At 68.1% G+C, this 19,975-nt stretch carries 16 protein-coding genes; 8 read left to right on the top strand and 8 right to left on the bottom strand.

Annotation, left to right across the window (positions count from 1 at the left end; genetic code table 11):
• Window positions 1-249 precede the first annotated feature (249 nt).
• The 3 genes from KGR00_RS13950 to lldD are packed head-to-tail and all read right to left on the bottom strand — an operon-like array spanning window position 250 to window position 5,015.
• Complete coding sequence (locus tag KGR00_RS13950) at window positions 250-3,150, bottom strand: FAD-binding and (Fe-S)-binding domain-containing protein (RefSeq protein WP_224418200.1); 2,901 nt, start codon at window positions 3,148-3,150, stop codon at window positions 250-252.
• On the bottom strand, window positions 3,147-3,800 hold the full coding sequence (locus KGR00_RS13945) for an HAD-IA family hydrolase (RefSeq protein ID WP_224424444.1): 654 nt from the start codon (window positions 3,798-3,800) through the stop codon (window positions 3,147-3,149). Before KGR00_RS13945 ends, KGR00_RS13950 begins: the two co-directional genes overlap by 4 nt.
• 60 nt (window positions 3,801-3,860) lie before the next feature.
• Window positions 3,861-5,015, bottom strand: a complete 1,155-nt coding sequence (gene lldD / locus KGR00_RS13940; protein WP_224418202.1) for an FMN-dependent L-lactate dehydrogenase LldD — start codon at window positions 5,013-5,015, stop codon at window positions 3,861-3,863.
• Between the two features lie 440 nt (window positions 5,016-5,455).
• Between lldD and KGR00_RS13935 the strand changes: the two genes are divergently transcribed.
• From KGR00_RS13935 to KGR00_RS13925, 3 genes are read left to right on the top strand one after another with little or no spacing between them, the layout of a single operon-like run.
• Window positions 5,456-6,241 carry a GntR family transcriptional regulator gene (locus KGR00_RS13935; protein WP_129140989.1) on the top strand — a complete coding sequence of 262 codons (786 nt, stop codon included), beginning with the start codon at window positions 5,456-5,458 and terminating at the stop codon, window positions 6,239-6,241.
• A 34-nt stretch (window positions 6,242-6,275) separates the two neighbouring features.
• Window positions 6,276-8,558, top strand: coding sequence for an ATP-binding protein (locus KGR00_RS13930; RefSeq protein ID WP_224418203.1), 2,283 nt, complete (start codon window positions 6,276-6,278; stop codon window positions 8,556-8,558).
• Complete coding sequence (locus KGR00_RS13925; RefSeq protein WP_224418204.1) at window positions 8,551-9,936, top strand: sigma-54 dependent transcriptional regulator; 1,386 nt, start codon at window positions 8,551-8,553, stop codon at window positions 9,934-9,936. The genes KGR00_RS13930 and KGR00_RS13925 overlap by 8 nt, the downstream gene beginning before the upstream one ends.
• A gap of 6 nt (window positions 9,937-9,942) precedes the next feature.
• Here the strand turns inward: KGR00_RS13925 and KGR00_RS13920 are convergent, their stop codons facing one another.
• The 3 genes from KGR00_RS13920 to KGR00_RS13910 all read right to left on the bottom strand — a co-directional run bounded on the left by KGR00_RS13920 (window position 9,943) and on the right by KGR00_RS13910 (window position 12,676).
• Window positions 9,943-10,614 carry a metal-dependent hydrolase gene (locus KGR00_RS13920; RefSeq protein WP_129140986.1) on the bottom strand — a complete coding sequence of 224 codons (672 nt, stop codon included), beginning with the start codon at window positions 10,612-10,614 and terminating at the stop codon, window positions 9,943-9,945.
• 114 nt (window positions 10,615-10,728) lie between these two features.
• Window positions 10,729-11,271: a gamma carbonic anhydrase family protein gene (locus tag KGR00_RS13915; RefSeq protein WP_129140985.1), complete on the bottom strand. Its 543-nt coding sequence runs from the start codon at window positions 11,269-11,271 to the stop codon at window positions 10,729-10,731.
• Window positions 11,272-11,335: 64 nt separating this feature from the next.
• Complete coding sequence (locus tag KGR00_RS13910; RefSeq protein WP_129140984.1) at window positions 11,336-12,676, bottom strand: sodium-dependent transporter; 1,341 nt, start codon at window positions 12,674-12,676, stop codon at window positions 11,336-11,338.
• 194 nt (window positions 12,677-12,870) lie between these two features.
• Here KGR00_RS13910 and prlC point away from each other — a divergent pair, with 194 nt between their 5' ends.
• Together prlC and KGR00_RS13900 are read left to right on the top strand one after the other, a co-directional pair.
• Complete coding sequence (gene prlC / locus KGR00_RS13905) at window positions 12,871-14,922, top strand: oligopeptidase A (RefSeq protein WP_224418205.1); 2,052 nt, start codon at window positions 12,871-12,873, stop codon at window positions 14,920-14,922.
• A gap of 63 nt (window positions 14,923-14,985) precedes the next feature.
• The gene (locus KGR00_RS13900) at window positions 14,986-15,228 is read left to right on the top strand and encodes a YheV family putative zinc ribbon protein (protein ID WP_224418206.1); all 243 of its coding nucleotides are present in this window, start codon (window positions 14,986-14,988) and stop codon (window positions 15,226-15,228) included.
• A 99-nt stretch (window positions 15,229-15,327) separates the two neighbouring features.
• Here the strand turns inward: KGR00_RS13900 and sodC are convergent, their stop codons facing one another.
• On the bottom strand, window positions 15,328-15,858 hold the full coding sequence (sodC, locus tag KGR00_RS13895; RefSeq protein WP_224418207.1) for a superoxide dismutase family protein: 531 nt from the start codon (window positions 15,856-15,858) through the stop codon (window positions 15,328-15,330).
• A 210-nt stretch (window positions 15,859-16,068) separates the two neighbouring features.
• On the opposite strand from sodC, the gene KGR00_RS13890 reads away from it, so the two are divergent.
• Genes KGR00_RS13890 through KGR00_RS13880 form a run of 3 tightly spaced genes read left to right on the top strand, consistent with a single transcriptional unit; the run spans window position 16,069 to window position 19,020 of the window.
• Window positions 16,069-17,025, top strand: coding sequence for a tripartite tricarboxylate transporter substrate binding protein (locus tag KGR00_RS13890; protein WP_224418208.1), 957 nt, complete (start codon window positions 16,069-16,071; stop codon window positions 17,023-17,025).
• The gene (locus KGR00_RS13885; protein WP_224418209.1) at window positions 17,022-17,477 is read left to right on the top strand and encodes a hypothetical protein; all 456 of its coding nucleotides are present in this window, start codon (window positions 17,022-17,024) and stop codon (window positions 17,475-17,477) included. The genes KGR00_RS13890 and KGR00_RS13885 overlap by 4 nt, the downstream gene beginning before the upstream one ends.
• A gap of 34 nt (window positions 17,478-17,511) precedes the next feature.
• Complete coding sequence (locus KGR00_RS13880) at window positions 17,512-19,020, top strand: tripartite tricarboxylate transporter permease (protein ID WP_224418210.1); 1,509 nt, start codon at window positions 17,512-17,514, stop codon at window positions 19,018-19,020.
• On the opposite strand, the gene KGR00_RS13875 is transcribed toward KGR00_RS13880, so the two are convergent.
• Window positions 19,017-19,904: a LysR substrate-binding domain-containing protein gene (locus KGR00_RS13875; RefSeq protein WP_224418211.1), complete on the bottom strand. Its 888-nt coding sequence runs from the start codon at window positions 19,902-19,904 to the stop codon at window positions 19,017-19,019. The genes KGR00_RS13880 and KGR00_RS13875 overlap by 4 nt on opposite strands.
• Between the last annotated feature and the right edge of the window lie 71 nt (window positions 19,905-19,975).

Genomic DNA, 19,975 nt, shown 5'->3' with positions numbered 1-19,975 from the left:
CCGCGCTTGACCGCTGACCCCGAAAGGCCGGCGAATCGTGGGAGCGAAGTCTACAGCCTTCGAGGCGATCCGGCAAGCGATTTGTTCACCGCCGTTTTCCAAAACCCTCGAAGAAACAGTCACTTGCTTCTCCCGTCACCGCCGGTGACGTGTCCCGTCGTCGGCAGCGGATGCGTACTTTACGGATCAGCCCGGCCTGTTGCAAGCCCTTTTTTGCGACCAAGGTCGGAATGATTGGTCGGACCCGCCTCAGCCTTCGGCCAGCGATTCGGCGCCAACCGCATCACGGGGCCGACTCACCTCGTCGACCAGCGCCAGAATCGACCGATAGGGAATCCCGCCATGCTCGGACAGGCCGATCTCGCAGGTCCGCGAGTTGGAATAGCCGACCTCGCACCCGGCGACCGCCTCGCCCAGACCGGCAAGCGCCGAGGCGTTGAGCTCAGGCGTGGTAAGCCCCTTGTCACCGGCGAAGCCGCAACAGGTGATGTCCGGCGGCACCACGACCTCGGTGGCACAGGCCCGGGCCAGGGCGACGAAGCTGTCGCCCAGCCCCATGCGGGTACTCGAGCAGGTGACATGCACGGCGATGCGTTCGCGCTTGGGCGTGATCGACAGCCGCGGCAGTACCCGCTCGAGCACGAAGCCCACCGGCTCGTGCAGGCTCAAGCGGTCATCGAGCGTCTCCGTCATGCGCAGGGTACAGGGACTGGTGTCGCACAGCACCGGATGGCGCCCGTTCTCGCTGGCGGCCAGCAGTGTCCGGTTGAGCTGCTCGGCCTTGCGCTCGCCCGTCTCGAACTGGCCCTTGGATTGGAAGGCCATGCCGCAGCACTGGTCATTCAGCGCGTCCGGCACGATGACCTCGAACCCCGCCTTGTCGAGCAGCGCCAGGGTGATCGCCATCACCGAGCGCTGCTCGTCGTCGCCCCGCATGGGGCCGAAGACCCGTGTGGCACAGCTCGGAAAATAGACCACCTTGCCGGCGCCCCCTCGCGAACCGCGCGGTTGCTCGATCACGCGCACCGCTGCCGGCGCCGGCAGGCTCGGCAGCCACTGCGGGAGGCGCCGTCCGCTGACGCGGCGCAGCGTACCGGTGATGCGGCTCATCGACGACGTGCCCAGCAGGCGATGAGCGCCATCGGCCATGCCCAGCACGCCACGGGCGGCGCGGGTGGCCCCGGCGAAGTGAGTTCCCACCCGCCGGGCCAAGCCGGCCTGGTTCGCGTTGTGCGCGTGGCGCCATTCGCGCACCAGGTCGCCGGTGTTGATACCCACCGGGCACTGGGTCGCACACAGCCCGTCGGCGGCGCACGTCTCGATGGCGTCGTAGGCATAGCCGTCACGTAACGTCGCGAGCTGCTGTTCGTCCGCCGCATCGCGCCGCTCGCCGAGCGCCTCGAGTCGCGCCATCTCGCGGCGCACCACGATGCGTTGCCGGGGCGTCAGGGTCAGCGCCCGCGACGGACACACCGATTCGCAGAAACCGCACTCGATGCACTTGTCGACCAGCGGGTCGGCGGCCGGCAGTGGCTTGAGGTTCTCCAGGTGCTGGGTCGGGTTGCGACTCAGGATCACTCCGGGATTGAGCAGGTTATCGGGATCGAAAAGCGCCTTGATCGACCACATCAGGCGGTAGGCGCTTTCGCCCCACTCCAGCTCGACGTAGGGCGCCATGTTGCGTCCGGTGCCGTGCTCGGCCTTGAGCGATCCGCCATACTCGACACCCACCAGCTGTGCCACCTCGTCCATCAGCGCCTGGTAGCGCTCGACCTCGCCCGGCTTCTCGAAGCCCTGGGGGAAGACGAAGTGCAGATTGCCCTCCAGCGCGTGACCGAACAGGATCGCCTCGTGGTAGCCGTGGCGCCGGAATACTTCGGTGAGCGCCAGCACGCCCTCGTCGAGACGCTCGACGGGAAAGGCGACATCCTCGATCACCACCGTGGTGCCCACGTCGCGCACCGCCCCCACCGCGGGGAACAGCCCCTTGCGGATCTTCCAGTACAGCGCGTAGCGCGCCGGATCGCGGGTGAAGGTCACCGGCTCGACGGTGGCCACCTCGGCCAGCACCGCCTGCACCGCCTCGATGCGCGCGCCCAGCGCGCCCTCATCGTCGCCGCGCACGTCGATCAGCAACGCCGCGGCCCCCTCGGGGAGCGTCGCCAGCGCTTCCGGCATGCCCGGCTGATCGGCCACCGAGCGCAACGCGGCGCGATCCATCAGCTCCACGGCCGAGACCGGCGCGGCCTTCAGGGCGATGGTCGCCCGGCAGGTGGTCGCCATGTCGGGAAAGAAGGCCAGCGCCGCGGCCTTCTCGGGCTCGTCGGGCACGGTGTCGTAGGTGATCGCGCTGATGAAGCCCAGCGTCCCCTCGGAACCGATCATCAGGTGACAGAGGATGTCGAGCCCATCCGTGTAGTCGACCAGGCTGTTGAGGGCATAGCCGGTGGTGTTCTTGAGCCGGTACTTGTGACGGATCTTCTCGGCCAGTTCGCTATCGCCGCGGGTCTCGCGCCCCAGACGTTCGAGTTCGGCCAGCAGTGCGCCGTGAGACGCGCGGAACGCCGCCACGCTCTGCGCGTCGCCGGTGTCCAGGCAGGTGCCGTCGGCGAGGATCACCCGCAGGTTGCGCAGCGTGCGGTAACTGTTCTGCGCCGTGCCGCAACACATCCCCGAGGCGTTGTTGGCGGCTATGCCGCCGATCATGCAGCTGCCGATGGACGCCGGGTCGGGGCCGATCTTGCGTCCGTACGGCGCCAGCAGCGCGTTGGCGCGGGCGCCGATGACACCCGGCTGCAGACGGATCGCCCGCCCCTCGTCGAGGATCCGATGATCGCGCCAGCCCTGGTTGAGCTGGATCAGCACCGAGTCGCTCAGCGCCTGCCCGGAAAGCGAGGTGCCGGCGGCACGGAAGGTCACCGGCAAGCCCCGGGCGTGACATTCGCGCAGCACCGTGGTCAGTTCCGCCTCGTCGCGCGGGCGCACCACCAGTTGCGGCACCAGTCGATAGAAGCTGGCATCGGTGCCATAGGCGAGCAGGCGCAGCGGGTCGTGGATCAGGCACTCGGCCGGCAGGCTGTCGCGCAGGGCATCGAGCAGCGCTCGATAGGGCGCCTTCATGGCGGGGGCGGACGGGGTGACGGCGCTCATCGCGAACCTCGCTGGGTGGAAGACGGGGACAGCACGCCGAGTTCGGCCAGGGCCCGGTGCAACTCGTCGAGCCCCTGCACTCGGGTGGCCGCCATGCCCAGCTCGCGGGCGGCCTCGATGCACTCGGGATTGTCGTCGAAGAAATGCACCTGCCGCGGCGCCACGCCGAGCGCCTCGCAGACGATCTCGAAGGCGTCGGCATCGGGCTTGCGCGCACCGATCTCGTGGGAAGCGAAGGCGCGCTCGAAGGGGGCTCCGAAATGGTAATCGTCGATCAACCGCGGCCAGTGCACGGGGTTGGTGTTGCTCAACACCGCGCGGCGATACGCAGGACGGATGCTCTCGACCAGCTCGCGCGCCCCGGGATAGGGCCCCTGCATCCAGCCATCGAAGACCTCGAGAAAGGCCGTCGGCGTCATGTCCAGTTCGAGCGCCTCGAGCGCGGCCCGGGCGAAGCGCGAGCCGTCGTCATCGCCGGTCTCGAACGGCACCACCGCCTCGAAGCCCATCCAGAAGCGCCGCGCCTGTTCATGATCGAGACGCCCGTCGGTCAATTCCACCAGGCCGGACGTGCCCCGCCAGTCGACCAGCACGCCCCCGGCATCGAACAGCAACAGCGTCGCGTCGCCCATCATCCCCTCCTCAATCATGTGACACCCCATCGGCATGATGCCCCATCACCACCGCTCGCGACGAGGCGGCCCTGGCGCTCATTCCCCGCCCCGGGCGATGCCGGACACCAGCGAATCCGGGCCCAGGTCGGCGATGCTGCGCGCCCCGGTGAGGGTCATCGCCACGCGCATCTCCTTCTCGAACAGCTCGAGCAGGTGGCTGACGCCCGCTTCGCCGGCGGTGGCCAGCGCATAGATGAAGGCCCGCCCCAGCAGCACGGTATCGGCCCCCATGGCGATCATCCGCACGACGTCCAGGCCGTTGCGCACGCCGGAATCGGCCAGGATCGCCAGGTCGCCCTTGACCGCATCGGCGATGGCCGGCAGGGCACGCGCGGTGGAGGGAACGCCGTCGAGCTGACGCCCGCCATGGTTGGACACCACGATGCCATCCGCGCCGAAGCGTACGGCTTCACGGGCATCCTCCGGGTCGAGGATGCCCTTGATGAGCATCGGACCGTCCCAGAACTCGCGAATCCACTCCAGGTCCTTCCAGGAAATCGACGGATCGAAGTTATCGCCCAACCAGGCGATGTAGTCCTCGAGCTCCGTGGGATGGCCGCGATACTCCGAGACGTTGCCCAGGTCGTGAGGACGCCCCTGGACGCCCACATCCCAGGCCCACCGGGGGTGCGTCATCGCCTGAAGGATACGCCGCTGCGCCCCGTGCTTGCCGCTCATCCCGGAATGGGCGTCGCGATAGCGGGCACCCGGCACGGGCATGTCCACCGTGAAGACCAGCGTCCTGACACCGGCCGCCTTGGCCCGCTCCAGCACATGCTTCATGAAGCCCCGATCCTTGAGCACATAGAGCTGGAACCAGATGGGCCGATCGATGGCCGACGCCACCTCGGCGATGGGACACACCGACACCGTCGACAGCGTGAAGGGAATGCCCTTGCCGGCCGCCGCCCGCGCCGCCTGCACTTCGCCACGCCGGGCGTACATTCCGGTCAGCCCCACGGGGGCCAGGGCGACGGGCATGGCCAGGGGCTCGCCGAACAACTCGGTCTCCAGCGACAGCGAGGACATGTCCTTCAGGACCCGCTGGCGCAGCGCGACCTCGGCGAGATCCTCGACGTTGCGCCGCAGGGTGTGCTCGGCGTAGGCGCCCCCGTCGGCATAGTGGAAAAGAAAGGGGGGAAGGCGGCGCTTGGCGGCCTGGCGGTAGTCCGTGGACGCGGAAACGATCATGGCGTGCCCTGTGCGAGGTTGAACGAACGGCGGCCGTCACGACGTGCCTGCCGGGCGTGAAGCGGCCAAGTGGCGGCGAGACGCCTCCCGAATCCGCCAGGCTGACGCCCGGGAAGGAGACAGCTCGGTAAATTGGTAAAACCAATTGACAATCCAAGATTCAGAACCTTATGGCCAAGGCTAGGCGAGAGTCAAATCCGATGCGCTCCACGCCGGGTAAAATCTTCTTATACTTTGGTATGCATCGGCCAATGCGGGTACTCAAGACCTTGTCGCCACACCCGAAAATCCCGTCATCCCGGCATTGCCAGCCGGTTCCCGGAAGACCAATATTGGTAAAACCAATTTGTTGTTAGCCGCCCTGTCCCGCCTTTGACACAATTTGTCACGACCGCCGCGACGACACGGTCAAGCCACCCGGTCTTTCACGAGAATATGCCATGGTCTACCAGCCGGTCCGACAGCCGCGCATCGCCGATGTCATCACCGAGCGCCTCGAGGCAATGATCCTCGAAGGCAGCCTGGCGCCGGGGCAACGCCTGCCTCCCGAGCGCGAACTGGCCGAACGCTTCGGCGTGTCGCGCCCGTCGCTGCGCGAGGCGATCCAGAAGCTCTCGGCACGCGGCCTGCTGCACAGCCGCCAGGGCGGCGGCACCTTCGTCAGCGAGGAACTCAAGAGCGGCTACAGCGATCCGCTGCTGGAAATGCTCTCGCGTCACGGCGAGTTCCACCTCGATCTGCTGGAGTTCCGCGATGCCCTCGAGGGTATCTCGGCCTACTATGCGGCGCTGCGTTCCACCCCCGCCGACAAGGAGCTGTTGATCCGCCGCTTCAAGGAACTGGAGAACTCCTACGCCCAGCCCGACCTGAAGGACGACCCGAACCGCGAGGCCAAGGCGGACGCCGCCTTTCACCTGGCGATCGCCGAGGCCGGGCACAACGTGCTGTTGCTGCATACCATTCGCGGCATCTTCCATCTGCTCGAGAAGAGCATCGTCTCCAACCTCGCCCACCTGTTCGAGAAACCCGGTTCCCGCGAGAAGTTGATGCGCCAGCACCGTGCCCTGCTCGACGCGATCCTCGAGGGACGCGCCGAGGACGCCCGCTCGCGGGCCCACGAGCACCTGGTGTTCGTCGAGGAAGGGCTGCTCGAACTCGAACGCGCCGAGACCCGCGCCCAGCGGGCCCTGCGGCGCGCCCAGGCGCTGCCCGAGCGCGACGACTGACGCGACGTCGTCGCGCCACGAGGGAGGACCCCGCATGCAAGCGACCCGGCTGCCCAGACGCTGGCGACGCCTGCTGGTACTGCTGGTACCGCTGGGACTCGCGCTGAGCGTCTGGCAGGCCGTCGTGCTGGCTCGCGAGGAGGCGCTGGATTCACTCTACAACGAGGGGCGCAACGAACTGCGCCTGTCGGCCGCCGGCGTCTCCGCCTATCTGTCGCGTCACGACTATCTGCCGCGCCTGCTGGCCAGCCGCGAGGCGGTCAAGTACGCCCTGGCCCACCCCGACGCCCCCCAGGCCGTGCTGACCCTCGACCTCATGCTCGATCACTTCCGGGCCATCGCCGACGTCTCCGACATCTACCTGCTCGACGACCGGGGCACCACCCTGGCGGCCAGCAACTGGAACCTGCCGCACAGCTTCGTCGGTCAGAACTACGGCTTCCGCCCCTACTTCCTGGATGCCATGCAGGGCCGCGAGGGCCGTTTCTACGGGTTGGGCACCCAGTCCGGGGAGCGCGGCTACTATTTCTCGGCCCCGGTACGCGTCAACGACGACGAAGAGACACACATCCTCGGCGTGGTGGTGGTCAAGGTGCTCATCGCCCCGCTCGAGGAGAACTGGACCAGCCTCAACGGTGAACTGCTGATCAGCGACGAGCACGGCGTGGTGTTCATGGCCAGCCAGCCCGGCCTGCGTCTGACCAGCCTCGCCCCGCTCGCCCCCGAGGTCCGGGCACAGTTGCGCGCGGTCCGCCGCTATGACGGCACCGAACTGCCCGTGCTGCCCGTCGAGTCGCTGGGCCGGCGCGCCGACGGTTCGCGGCTGGTGAGCTTCGCGTCGGGCCCGCTGGCCGGCAAGCGCTTCCTGACGGTGACCCGCGAACTCCCGGAGCAGGGCTGGGAGATGCGCATGCTCAAGCCCCTGACCTCGCTGGAGAGCGCCGAATGGCAGGCCGGCATGCTCGCCGCGGGGCTCTACGGCGTGGTGATCCTGGCCGGCGGCATCGGCTGGCAGCGCTGGCGGCTGCGCCGCGAACGCGAACTGTTCGCCAACCGCGAGCGGCGGACCCTCGCCGAAGGCCAGGCGCGGGTTCGCGGGATCATCGACCGCACCCGGGCCGGCCTGCTGGTGCTCGACGAACACACCGCCCTCACCTATCTGAATCCCACCGCCCAGGCACTGTTCGGCCACGCCCCGGAAGCCGTCGAGGGTCGTCACCTCACCGAACTGCTCTCGCCGGCGGATGCGCGCAGTATCGCCACCTTGCGTCACACCCGTCAGTCGCCGGCGATCGAGGTCCTGGCCCTGCGCCCGGGTGGCGAGCGCGTGCCGCTGGAGCTGACCGTCAGCCAGTTGATCAGCCCCCACGGCCAGCGCTGGCTGGCCACGGTCTTCGACATCAGCGAGCGCAAGGCCCAGGAGCAGGCCCTGGCGCGCGCCCGCGATCAGCTCGAGCAGCGCGTCGAGGAGCGCACCCGCGACCTGCTCGCCTCCAACCGCCGACTGTCGTCGGAGATCGATGAGCGCAAGCGCGCCGAGGCTAGCCTCCGCCAGGCCCAGGACGAATTGATCCAGGCCGCCAAGCTGGCGGTACTCGGGCAGATGGCGGCGGGCATCAACCACGAGCTCAATCAGCCGCTGGCGGCGATCCGCGCCTATGCCGAGAACGCCCAGGCGTTCATCGAGCGCGGGCGCAGCGACGCGGCCAGCGCCAATCTCGCCCAGATCGTCGAGCTCACCGCGCGCATGGCCGAGATCAGCGCCCAGCTCAAGCAGTTCTCGCGCAAGAGCGGCGACAGCCTCGCCCCGGTGTCGGTGCAGGCCGGCTTCGGCTACGCCCTGCGCCTCTACCGTGCCCGCCTGATCAGCGCCGGTGTCGAGGTCGTACGCGACTGGCCGGCCGGCGATGTCTGGGTCCATGCCGATCTGGTGCGCCTCGAGCAGGTGCTGGTCAACCTGATCGGCAACGCCCTGCAGGCGATGGCCGACGTCGCCTCGCCGCGGCTCACCCTGCGCATCACGACCCAGGCCGGCCAGGTACGCATCGAGGTCGAGGACAACGGCACGGGTATCGACGAAGACCACCTGGGCCGGGTCTTCGAGCCGTTCTTCACCACCAAGGCCACCGGCAAGGGGCTGGGGCTGGGGCTATCGATCTCGGCGCGCATCATCGACGACCTGGGCGGCCGGCTCACCGCCGCCAACGTCGCCGGCGGCGGCGCGCGCTTCACCATCACACTGCCGGCCTGCGCGCCGCCATCGAGCACCGAGTCCGCGACGCGCATCGCGGCCCATGAGGAGAAGCGCCATGCATGAGCCGGACGCGGCCCCGGTACTGATCGTCGACGACGAGGAACACCTGCGCATCACCGCCAGCCAGACCCTGGAACTGGCCGGTTACCGCCCGCAGACCGTCGGCGACGCCGAGAGCGCCCTGACCACCCTGGAGGAGGACTACCCCGGCGTGGTGATCAGCGACATCCGCATGCCGGGCATGGACGGCCTGGCACTGCTGCGCGAGGTACGCCGCCGCGACCCGGACCTGCCGGTGATCCTGATCACCGGTCACGGCGACATCTCCACGGCGGTGGAGGCGATGCGCGAGGGCGCCTGGGACTTCCTCGAGAAGCCCTTCGCCGGCGAGCGGCTCGCCGAGGTGGTGCGCCGCGCCGTCGACAAGCGCCGGTTGAGTCTCGAGAACCGCCACCTCAAGGCCGAACTCGACGCCCAGCGCGCCGCACCGGGGCCGCGTATCGTCGGGCGCACGCCGGCGATGCAGCACCTGACGACCATGCTGCAGCGAATCAGCCAGGTGGAGACCGACGTACTGCTGTTCGGCGAGACCGGGGTGGGCAAGGACCTGGTGGCACGCTCGCTGCACGAACGCAGCAGCCGTGGCGGCCAGCCGTTCGTCGCCATCAACTGCGGCGCGGTGCCCGAGAACATCATCGAATCGGAACTCTTCGGTCACGAGAAGGGCGCCTTCACCGGCGCGGTGGAACGGCGCATCGGCAAGTTCGAGCACGCCAGCGGCGGCAGCGTGTTCCTCGACGAGATCGAGTCGATGCCGCTGTCGCTGCAGGTCAAGCTGCTGCGTGTGCTGCAGGAGCGCACCATCGAGCGTCTGGGCTCCAATCGGCCGATTCCACTGGATATCCGGGTGATCGCCGCGACCAAGGTCGATCTCAGGGCGGCCGCCGAGCGCGGCGAATTTCGCGAGGATCTCTACTACCGGCTCAACGTCGTGACCCTGCCGATTCCGCCGCTGCGCGAACGCCGCGAGGACGTGCCGCTGCTGTTCCAGCACTTCGCGGTGGTCGCCGCCAACCGCAGCGGCCTCGAGGCACCGCCGCTCGATGCCGGCGGCGTGTCGACGCTGATGGCCCACGACTGGCCGGGCAACGTCCGCGAGCTGCGCAACCTCGCCGAGCGCTTCGTGCTGATCGGCGCGGCCTACGATTACCGGCTCGACCGGCTGCTCGAGGGCAGCGACGCCGCCACCAGCGAGATGACCCTGCCGCAGCAGGTCGAGCTGTTCGAGAAGAGCCTGATCAGCCAGGCGCTGACCAACCACCACGGTCGCGTCAACGCGGTCTGCGAGCACCTGGGGCTGCCCCGCAAGACCCTCTACGACAAGCTCAAGAAGTACGATCTGCGCGCCGAGGACTTCCGCCAGCGCAGCGCCGGCGAGTGAGCCGGCTCACTGCCAGAAGCGGGCGCCCTGAGCCAGCAGCTCGACCAGCGACTGCCAGGGCGGCAGCCAGGGCGCCAGCCCCACGCCGAGCAGCAGCATGACCATCGAGTTGCCCGGCTCGCGGTAGTCGAAGAGCTTCATCGCGGTACCGAAGGAGCGCTTGAGCCGCGAGCCGACCAGATCGACGCTGTAGAGCTCGTCGAGCGCGAGGTGAATCACGCTGCCGAACACCAGCGCCAGCCCCTGGGCCCAGGCCTGCCAGGCACTCTGGGCCAGCCATTGATAGCTCAGCGCGGTGGTGGCCAGACCGCAAAGCGCCATCGCCAGCAACGAGTGCCAGATCCCGCGGTGCACGCTGAAGCGCCGGAAGACCGCCCCGGCACCGTAGCGCACCGCCAGATAGAGCCCGCCGCAACCGACCAGCAGCAGCGCCGGGCTGACCCGGGCCTGCAGCCACAACGCCCCGGCAACCACCGCCATCAGCGCGAACAGGTTGAAGATCAGCCGAATGGCGTGGGAATGGTCGGAATCGATGTCCGGCAGGATGCCGCCGAAGGCGGTCAGAGCGGCCAGCGACGCGCCCTCCGGCGGCGACCATAGCGCCGCCTGCCAGCCGCTCACCGCCAGCAGGGCACCGCCGGCCACGGCGACACTGAGATGGGTCTTGAAGTCGGCCACGCGCGCCCGCCCCGATTACTGGATGTAAATCCAGATTATCGCCCAAGGTGGCCAGAAAAAACAAACAGTTGGCCGCTCACTCCGCGACAAGATGAGCGCTCGCGAAAAACCGGCTCAGGACGTCGGCGACTCGGCCAGATAGGCATCCTTGAGCTTGACGTAATTGCCCGCCGTATAGGTGAAGAAGGCCCGCTCGCTGTCCTTCAGCGGACGCAGCGCCCTGGCCGGGTTGCCGGCATAGACGTGGCCGCCGGCCAGGCGCTTGCCGGGCGTGACCACCGCGCCGGCGGCGATGATCACCTCGTCCTCGACCACCACGCCGTCCATCACCGTGGCGTGCATGCCCACCAGCACGCGATTGCCCACGCTGCAGCCGTGGAGGATCGCCTTGTGGCCGATGGTCACGTCGTCGCCGATGGTCAACGGGAAGCCGTCGGGATTGAAGTCGCTGGCATGGGTGATATGCAGCACGCTGCCGTCCTGCACGCTGGTTCGCGCACCGATACGGATGCGATGCATGTCGCCGCGGATCACCGCCATCGGCCACACCGAACAGTCGTCACCCAGTTCGACGTCGCCCAGCACCACGCAGGCCGGGTCGAGGTAGACGCGCTCGCCCAGGCGGGGCGTGTGGCCCTGGAAGGGTCTCAGGTTCATGGGGTCACCTCCGGGACAGGGGGCCCGCCGGGCAAACGCCACGCCGGGCCGCGATCAGACAGGATCAAAACAGTCCCGACAGCAATACCACCACTACCAGCGGGATGGAAACGAAGCGCACCAGGGTGCGCCAGGTGCGAAACCCCGTCGCCCCGGCATCGAGCGCCCGCTCGGCGGTCCCGGCGGACATCACCCAGGCGGCGAAGATCGCGATCAGCAGGCCCCCGATCGGCAGGAACAGATCCAGCGGCACGGTGGTCACCAGCTCGAAGAAATTCATCTCGCCGATCCAGTGGACGTCGGCCATGGTGGAGAACGAGAACACCGACAGCAGACCCACCGCCCAGACCGCGACGCCCACCAGCGCCGCCGCCCGGCCACGCTTGAGCCCCGCGCCCTGCAGGGTGGCGACGATCGGCTCGGCGAGGTTGATCGACGAAGTCCAGGTAGCCAGCAGCAGCAGCAGGAAGAACACCGCCAGCCACAGCGAGCCGCCGGGCAGTTCGGAAAAGGCGATCGGCAGGGTGACGAACATCAGCCCCGGCCCCTCGGCGGGATCCAGCCCCTGCGAGAACACCACCGAGAAGATCGCGATGCCCGAGAGCAGCGCCACCGCCACGTCGAGCAGCGCCACCGCGGCCACCGCCCGTGGCAGGCTCTGGTGGTCCGGCATGTAGGCGCCGTAGGCCATCAGGGCACAGGCACCCACCGCCAGGGTGAAGAAGGCATGCCCCATGGCGTTGAGGACCACGCCGAGGGTGACCGCGGCCGGATCGGGGGTGAACAGCCAGGCCATCGCCTCGCCGAAGCCGGGCGTGGTGGTGGCATAGACGGCGAGCACGATCAGCAACAGGTAGAGCAGCGGCATCAGCAGGTTGTTGAGCTTCTCCAGCCCGCCGGCAATGCCCGCGGCGACCACCGACATGGTCAGCAGCATGAACAGCGTATGGTTGAAGGTCATGCGCAGCGGATCGGCGAGGAAGCCGTTGAAGTTGGCGCCGATCGCCTGCGGCGTGCCGCCGGCGAAATTACCGTTGATCGACTCCACCAGGTACTCGATCGACCAGCCCGAGACCACCGAGTAGAACGACAGGATGAAGAACACCGTCATCACCCCGAACAGCCCCAGCCAGCGCCAGTGCGGCGAGGCACCGGCCTCCCGGGCCAGGTGGCCCAGCGACTGCATGGGGCTGCGCCGCCCGGCGCGGCCGATCAGGATCTCGGCCATCATCACCGGCAGCCCCAGCAGCACCACGAAGAGCATATAGAGCAGCAGGAAGGCCGAACCGCCGTTCTCGCCCGCCACGTAGGGAAAGCGCCAGATGTTGCCCAGGCCCACGGCGGCGCCGGTGACCGCCAAAATAAATGCACGCCGCGTGCTCCAGCGCTCCAGCGTTTCGTTCATGATCCCCTATCCTTAAATCTGGCGCCGACGACCGATGCCCGCCCGTCGCGATGCGTGCTTGTCGAAAGGCGCAAGACTAGCAGGCCCGCCCCCGGCGGCCAATGCACCTGGACGTGTCGTCGTCGCCCGTTGAAAGCCCGCCGACCTGCCCGCATCTATGGCCCAACGCTCGTTGTCGACAAGGATTTCCGTCTATGTCCCGCAATCCCCTGCTCGAACCCCATGCCCTGCCCCCCTTCGCCGAGATCCAGCCCGAACACGTGGTCCCGGCGATCGAGCAGATCCTCGACGAAAACCGCGCCGAGATCGAACGCATCGCCGAGCGCGCCGCCGACGGCACGCCGACCTGGGCATCGCTCGCCCTGCCGCTGGAAGAGCTCAACGACCGCCTCTCGCAGGCCTGGTCACCGGTCTCCCACCTGAACGGCACCATGAACAACCCGGCGCTGCGCGACGCCTACCAGGCCTGCCTGGCCAAGCTCTCCGAATACGGCACCTGGCTGGGCCAGCACGAGGGCCTGTTCCGCGCCTACCAGGCACTCAAGGACTCGCCGGAATACGCCGAGCTCGACGCCGCCCAGCAGCGCTCGATCGACAACACCCTGCGTGACTTCCGGCTCGCCGGCGTCGACCTGCCGGCCGATGCCAAGCGTCGCTACGGCGAGATCATGGCGCGGCTCTCCGAGCTGACCAACACCTTCTCCAATCAGGTGCTCGATGCCACCCAGGCCTGGCACAAGGACGTCACCGACGAGGCCGCCCTCGACGGCCTGCCGCAGAGCGCGCTGGACACCCTCGCGGCCAACGCCGAGGCCAAGGGCGTCGAAGGCTACCGGATCACCCTCGACTTCCCCAGCTTCTTCCCGGTGATCACCTACGCGGCCGACCGCGAGCTGCGCCGCGAGGTCTACACCGCCTTCGTCACCCGCGCCTCCGAACTCGGCCCCAACGCCGGCGAGTTCGACAACGCGCCGGTCATGGAAGAGATCCTCGCCCTGCGTCAGGAACTGGCCCGGCTGCTCGGCTTCGACACCTACGCCGACTTCTCGCTGGCCACCAAGATGGCCGACACCCCCGATCAGGTGCTCGGCTTCCTGGGCGATCTCGCCGAGCGCGCGCACCCGCAGGCGCAGGAGGAGTTCAACGAGCTCGAGGCCTTCGCCAAGGAGTCGCTCGGCCTCGAGCATCTCGAGCCCTGGGACGTCGGCTACGCCAGCGAGAAGCTGCGCGAGTCGCGCTATGCGATCTCCCAGGAGCAATTGCGCCCCTACTTCCCGGTGCCCCAGGTGATCGACGGGTTGTTCAAGGTCACCGAGCGCCTCTACGGCGTGCAGTTCGTCGAGAACGACCAGGCCCCGCGCTACCATGACGACGTGCGCTACTTCGAGATCCGCGACGGCGAGACGCCGATCGCCGGCTTCTATCTCGACCTCTACGCCCGCGAGGGCAAGCGCGGCGGCGCCTGGATGGACGAGTGCCGGGTGCGGCGCCAGCGCGAGGACGGCAGCCTGCAGCTGCCGGTGGCCTACCTGACCTGCAACTTCACCCGCCCGGTGGGCGGCAAGCCGGCGCTGCTCACCCACGACGAGGTGACCACGCTGTTCCACGAGTTCGGTCACGGCCTGCATCACATGCTGACCCGCCAGACCGTCGCCGACGTTTCCGGCATCAACGGCGTGGCCTGGGACGCCGTCGAACTGCCCAGCCAGTTCATGGAGAACTTCTGCTGGGAGCGCGAGGGGCTGGACATGATCGCCGCCCACGTCGACACCGGCGAGCGCCTGCCCGACGACCTGCTCGGCAAGCTGCAGGCGGCGCGCAACTTCCAGTCGGCGATGGACATGCTGCGCCAGCTCGAGTTCTCGCTGTTCGACTTCCGCCTGCACCACGAACTGGAATCCCCCTCGGCGGCCGACATCCAGGCGCTGCTCGACGCGGTGCGCGACCGCTACTCGGTGGTCCCGCGGGCCGACTTCAACCGCTTCCAGAACAGCTTCGGCCACATCTTCGCCGGCGGCTACGCGGCGGGCTACTACAGCTACAAGTGGGCGGAAGTGCTCTCGGCGGACGCCTACAGTGCCTTCGAGGAAGCCGGTGTGTTCGACCCCGAGACCGGCCGGCGCTTCCGCCGGGAGATCCTCGAGCAGGGCGGCTCGCGCGACGCCGCCGAGCTGTTCAAGGCGTTCCGCGGCCGCGACCCCAGCGTCGAGCCGCTGCTGCGCCACAGCGGCATCCGCGCCGCCTGAACCGGCGTCATTCATCCAGCCGCCGCGCCCTGCGAGGCGTGGCGACGTCATAGAGGAGGCCTCATGGCCGTTCAGAAACGCTTCATCGCCGGTGCCATCTGCCCGCGCTGCGCCGCCATGGACCGGGTCCGCACCTGGGAGCAGAACGGCATCCGCTATCGGGATTGCGTGGCCTGCGATTTCTTCGAGCAGTTACCGATCGAGGAGCAGGACGCCCCGGAACTCAGCACCCGCGTCAACCAGCCGCGCGAGGAGGAGCACGACAACAGCGTGCAGCCGGTGCGCATCCTCGACCCCAAGGGCTGAATCCCCCGCGAATCGATTCCGCAGCAACGCCAAGCGGCCGGGCAATGCCCGGCCGCTGCGTCTCCGTTCGTGGGTCGTTGCGGTGCGCGAGACGCTGACTTACTGCGTCGTCTCGATCACCCCGCAGGCGACCCGCGCGCCGCCACCGCCGAGATGCGGATCGTCGCTGTAATTGTCGCCGCCGGCATGGATCACCAGCGCATGACCCGCCAGGTCGTCCATGGTCAGCCGCGGCGCCAGTACCGGCGTCGTCGAGGTGCCCTGGGCATCGGCTGTGAGCAGCGGCAGGTCACCCAGATGGCCTTCGCCGTAGGGCCCCTGGTGGGTGCCGGTCTCCTCGGGATCGAAATGCCCGCCCGCTGCTGCCGCGGCAACGGTCTCGCCATCCTTCTCGGCCGGTTCGCAGCTCGGGTTCTGGTGCAGGTGGAAGCCGTGCATGCCGGTTTCCAGCCCCTTCAGGTCGGGCGTGAACTCGACACCCCACGAGGTCTTCTCGGCGGTGATGGTGCCGATCGACTCGCCGACCCCGTCGGCCGAGACCGCATGCATCTCGACGGTGGTCGCGGCATGGGCCCCGGTCGTGGTCAGCGCGGCGAGCCCCAGGCCCAGCATCCATTGCGACAAACGCATGTCTCCCTCCTTCCCGGTTCGTGATCGCGTGTGCGATCTCAGGCTAGTCGACACACCGACGGCTGACCACCCGCGGCAGGCCGCCAAGGGGGCCGCGGCAGAGAGGTAAACAATGTTTATATTTTTCTGCCATTTATTTAATTGATGACATAACTTTTCGGCGATAGCGTTGATCCGTCCTCTCCACACAACACAACCAAGGACCCACCCATGCCCCTGATCAATGCCCGCCTGACCCTGGCCATCGTCGCCCTGAGCGCCAGCGGTGTCCTGCAGGCCGCCGACTACCCGCAGAAGAACGTCAATTACATCGTGCCCTTCGCCTCCGGCGGCGCCGTCGACGTCACCGGCCGGCTGATCGCCGACAACGCGCCCGAGGCGTTCGACGGGCACAAGTTCGTGGTCAAGAACATGCCCGGCGGCGGCGCCGTGATCGGCCAGACGTATGTCAGCTCGGCCCCCGCGGACGGCTATACCCTGCTGGCCATGACCTCGTCGATCATCAACAACTCCCTGACCAAGCCGGTCAGCTACTCGGTCGACAGCTTCACGCCCCTGGCCCTCTACAACCTCGACCCCGAGGTGATCGTCACCGCCGCGGACAGCGAGTTGAGCGACCTGAAGCACTTCCTGGACGCCGCCGCCGACGGGGGCGTCAGCGTCGCCACGCCGGGCAACGGCACCTCGCACCACATCGCGGCCCTGGCACTGGCCCAGCAGGAGGGGCTCGAATTCCGCTTCGTGCACAACGCCAGCGCCGCCATGCAGCTGCAGCAACTGATGGGCGGTCACGTCCAGGTCAGTTTCATGTCGCTGGGCGAAGCCGTCGGCCCCGCCCAGGACGGCAACATCACCATCCTCGCCGTGATGGACGGCCAGCGCAGCGATCTCGCCCCCGACGTGCCGACCTACCAGGAAGCGACCGGCGACGACTTCCAGTGGGGCACCTTCCGCGGCATCGCCGCCCCGGCAGGCCTGCCCGACGATGTCGAAGCCGAACTGGAGTCGCGGTTGCAGCAGGTGCTGACCTCACCGGCGTTCGTCGAGCGCATGAACGCCGCCGGTTACAAGGTCGACTATCGCGATGGCGAGGCATTCAGCCGCTATCTCGACACCACCGCCCAGAAGATGCAGAAAGTGCTGCCCATGCTGGATACCCAGTCATGATTCGCCAGCGCCTCTCCCCCCTGTCCGGCCACTGGCTGGACAGGGTGTTGTCGGCACTCTGCCTGGCCCTGGCGATCGGCGTGCTGACGCTGGCCGACGACTATCCGGACTCGGCCGCCGCCGTGCCGCTGATCCTGGGCTGGCTGCTGATCCCCTGCGCGATCGGGCTGTGGTTGTTCCCCGGACACCCCAGCGACACCCGGGGCATCGTCGCCACGCGGCTGCTGCGGGGCGCGGCGATACTCGCGCTGGCCTGCTGGCTGTTCACCGCCGTGGGCGCCGATGCGGGCCTGTGGGCGCTGTTCTTCGGCTGCGCCTGGCTCATGGGCCAAACGCCGAACACCAAGCTCGCCCTGGTGGCACTGCTGTTCACCCTCGGGCTGGGCGTTCTCTTCGGCAGCCTGCTCGGCGTTCCCCTGACCGGGCCGGTCTTCGGTCTCTTCCTCGACTGACCCGGGCCGACCGTCCCCAACGAGAACCGACTCCATGGATTATGCTGCCCTGTTGCAAGCGGGCCTTCACGCCATCAGCCTGTGGCCGCTGCTGAGTCTGCTGGCCGGCGTCACGCTCGGCCTGATCGTCGGCTCCATCCCCGGCCTCAACGACACCATCACCCTGGCCGTGCTGGTGCCGGTCACCTTCGCCATGCCCTCCGACATCGCCTTCCCGCTGCTGGTGGGCGTGTACTGCTCGGCCTGCTTCGGCGGCGCCTTCCCGGCCATCCTGCTGAAGATCCCCGGCACCGCCTCCTCGGTGCTGACCGCCATCGACGGCTATGCCATGACCCAACGGGGCGAGGCCGGTCGAGCGCTGGGCATCGCCACCTACAGCTCGGCGTTCGCCGGGGTGATCTCGGCGTTGGTCCTGCTGTTCTTCGCCCCGCTGCTGGCCCGCTATGCCCTGCAGTTCGGGCCGGCCGAATACTTCTCGCTGAGCGTGCTGGGGCTTTCCACGGTGATCGGCATGGGCGCCGGCAACGCCATGAAGAGCGCGCTGTCGTGCCTGCTCGGTCTGCTGGTGGCGATGATCGGCATGAGCCCCGAGTCCGGCTTCCCGCGCTTCACGTTCGGCAATTTCTGGCTCTTCGAGGGTCTGCCGCTGACCCCGATCCTGATCGGCCTGTTCGGCCTGAGCGTGGTCATCGAGATGCTCATCGCCAAGCCGGGCGACGAGGTCGCGAGTGCGTCCCGGCAGCGTCCGATCCGCTTCACCGACATGCTGCTGCCCTGGGGCCTGATACGCCGGCTGCTGCCGACCTGGCTGAGCGCGACGACCCTCGGCAACCTGGTGGGCATCCTGCCCGGGGCGGGCATGCTGGTCGCGATCTACATGGCCTACGAGCGCGTCCGCCGGCGCTTCGGCGAGCGCTGCGGCCAGGGGCTCCCGGAAGGTATCGCCGCGCCGGAGGCGGCCAACAACTCGGTGGTCTCGAGTTCGATGGTCCCGCTGCTGTCGCTGGGCATCCCCGGCAACTCGACCTCGGCGCTGTTCCTCGGCGCCCTGTTGATCCAGGGCCTGCGGCCGGGCCCCGGCCTGTTCAGCAACAGCCCCGACGTCGCCTACCTGATCGTGATCTGTTTCGTGATCGCCAACCTGCTGATGTTCCCCGTGGGCCTGCTGCTGGCGCGCATCGTGCCCAACCTGATCCGCGCCGTTCCCCAGCCGTTGCTGACCGCGGCGATCGCCGGGCTGTGCTTCACCGGCGCCTTCGCCATCGGCAACAGCGTCTTCGGCATCCTGGTCGCCCTGGCCTTCGGCGTCATCGGCTTCGGCTTCAACCGCATGCAGGTGCCATTGTCGCCGTTCATCCTCGCCCTGGTGCTCGCGCCGGTGATCGAGCGCGCCTTCTTCCAGAGCATGTCGTTGTCGCAGGGCTCGCCGAGCTATTTCTTCACCCAGCCGCTGAGCGCGACGATGCTGCTGTTCACGCTGGGATTTCTGCTCTGGCCGCTCGGCAAGCGCTATGTGCTGCAGCGCCGCACCGCCAGGGGCTAGGCCCCCGGCTCGGGCTCCTGGGTCGACGAGGCACGCCCGCCGACCTGGCTGGCGAGTAGCTGGTAGAGCTTGCTGGCCGCCTCGCTGGGGTTGTCGTCGCGCAGGTAGAGGTAGAAGTTGACGTCCGGCAGCGCCGGCAACCCCTGGCGCTCCCCCAGCACGCGAAACTCGGGCGTGACCATCTCGATGCTGCGCGCCGTGATGCCCAGCCCGGCGCGCACCGCCGCCTTGATGCCCGCCAGATTGGGGGCGACATAGCTTTCCTTGTAATCGCACCCCTGGCGATCCAGGGCCTCCAGGGCGAGGCGCCGGAAGATGCTGGGCTCGTCGGCCAGCACCAATGGCAGCGAGCCGGCGGTATCGAGCCGGTAGTCGCTGGCGGCGATCCACACCACCGGCGAGCTGCGCAGCAGCAGGTGCGGATACCCCGCCACCGCCCGGGTGGAGATGGTCAGGTCCAGTTCGCCGGCGAACAGCATGTCCATCAGGTCGGGACTGCGACCGACGTGAATCGCCATCGACAGGCGGGGGTTGGCCCGCGCGAAACGCTGCAGGATGTTGGGCAGCACCGTATCGGCGATGTCGGCCGGCGCGCCGATGCGCACCGGCCCGCTGAGTTCCTGATCGTGCAGGGTCGCCCACAGCTCGTCGTGCAGGGCCAGCAGCCGGCGGGCATACTCGGCCAGCCGGATGCCCGCCGGCGTCAACTGCTTCTGACGGCCGCGCTTGACGAACAACGCCACCTGCAGCTCGCTTTCCAGGCGGCCCATCTGCTGGCTGATGGCCGGTTGCGACTTGTGCACCTTGAGCGCAGCCTTGGCGAAGTTCGCCTCGTCGCAGATTGCCACGAAGGTGCGCAGCAGCGAGAGATCCAGGTGGCGCATATACTTAAATCCTGTTTATACATAGACGCCAAAAGCTTATTATAATTATAAAGTGTAGTGCAGTACCGTAG

This window comes from Modicisalibacter sp. MOD 31.J (assembly GCF_020147985.1).
Lineage (GTDB): Bacteria > Pseudomonadota > Gammaproteobacteria > Pseudomonadales > Halomonadaceae > Modicisalibacter > Modicisalibacter coralii.
Note: the sequence above shows the minus strand (reverse complement) of the source record. Positions and strands in the feature narration are given on the sequence as shown.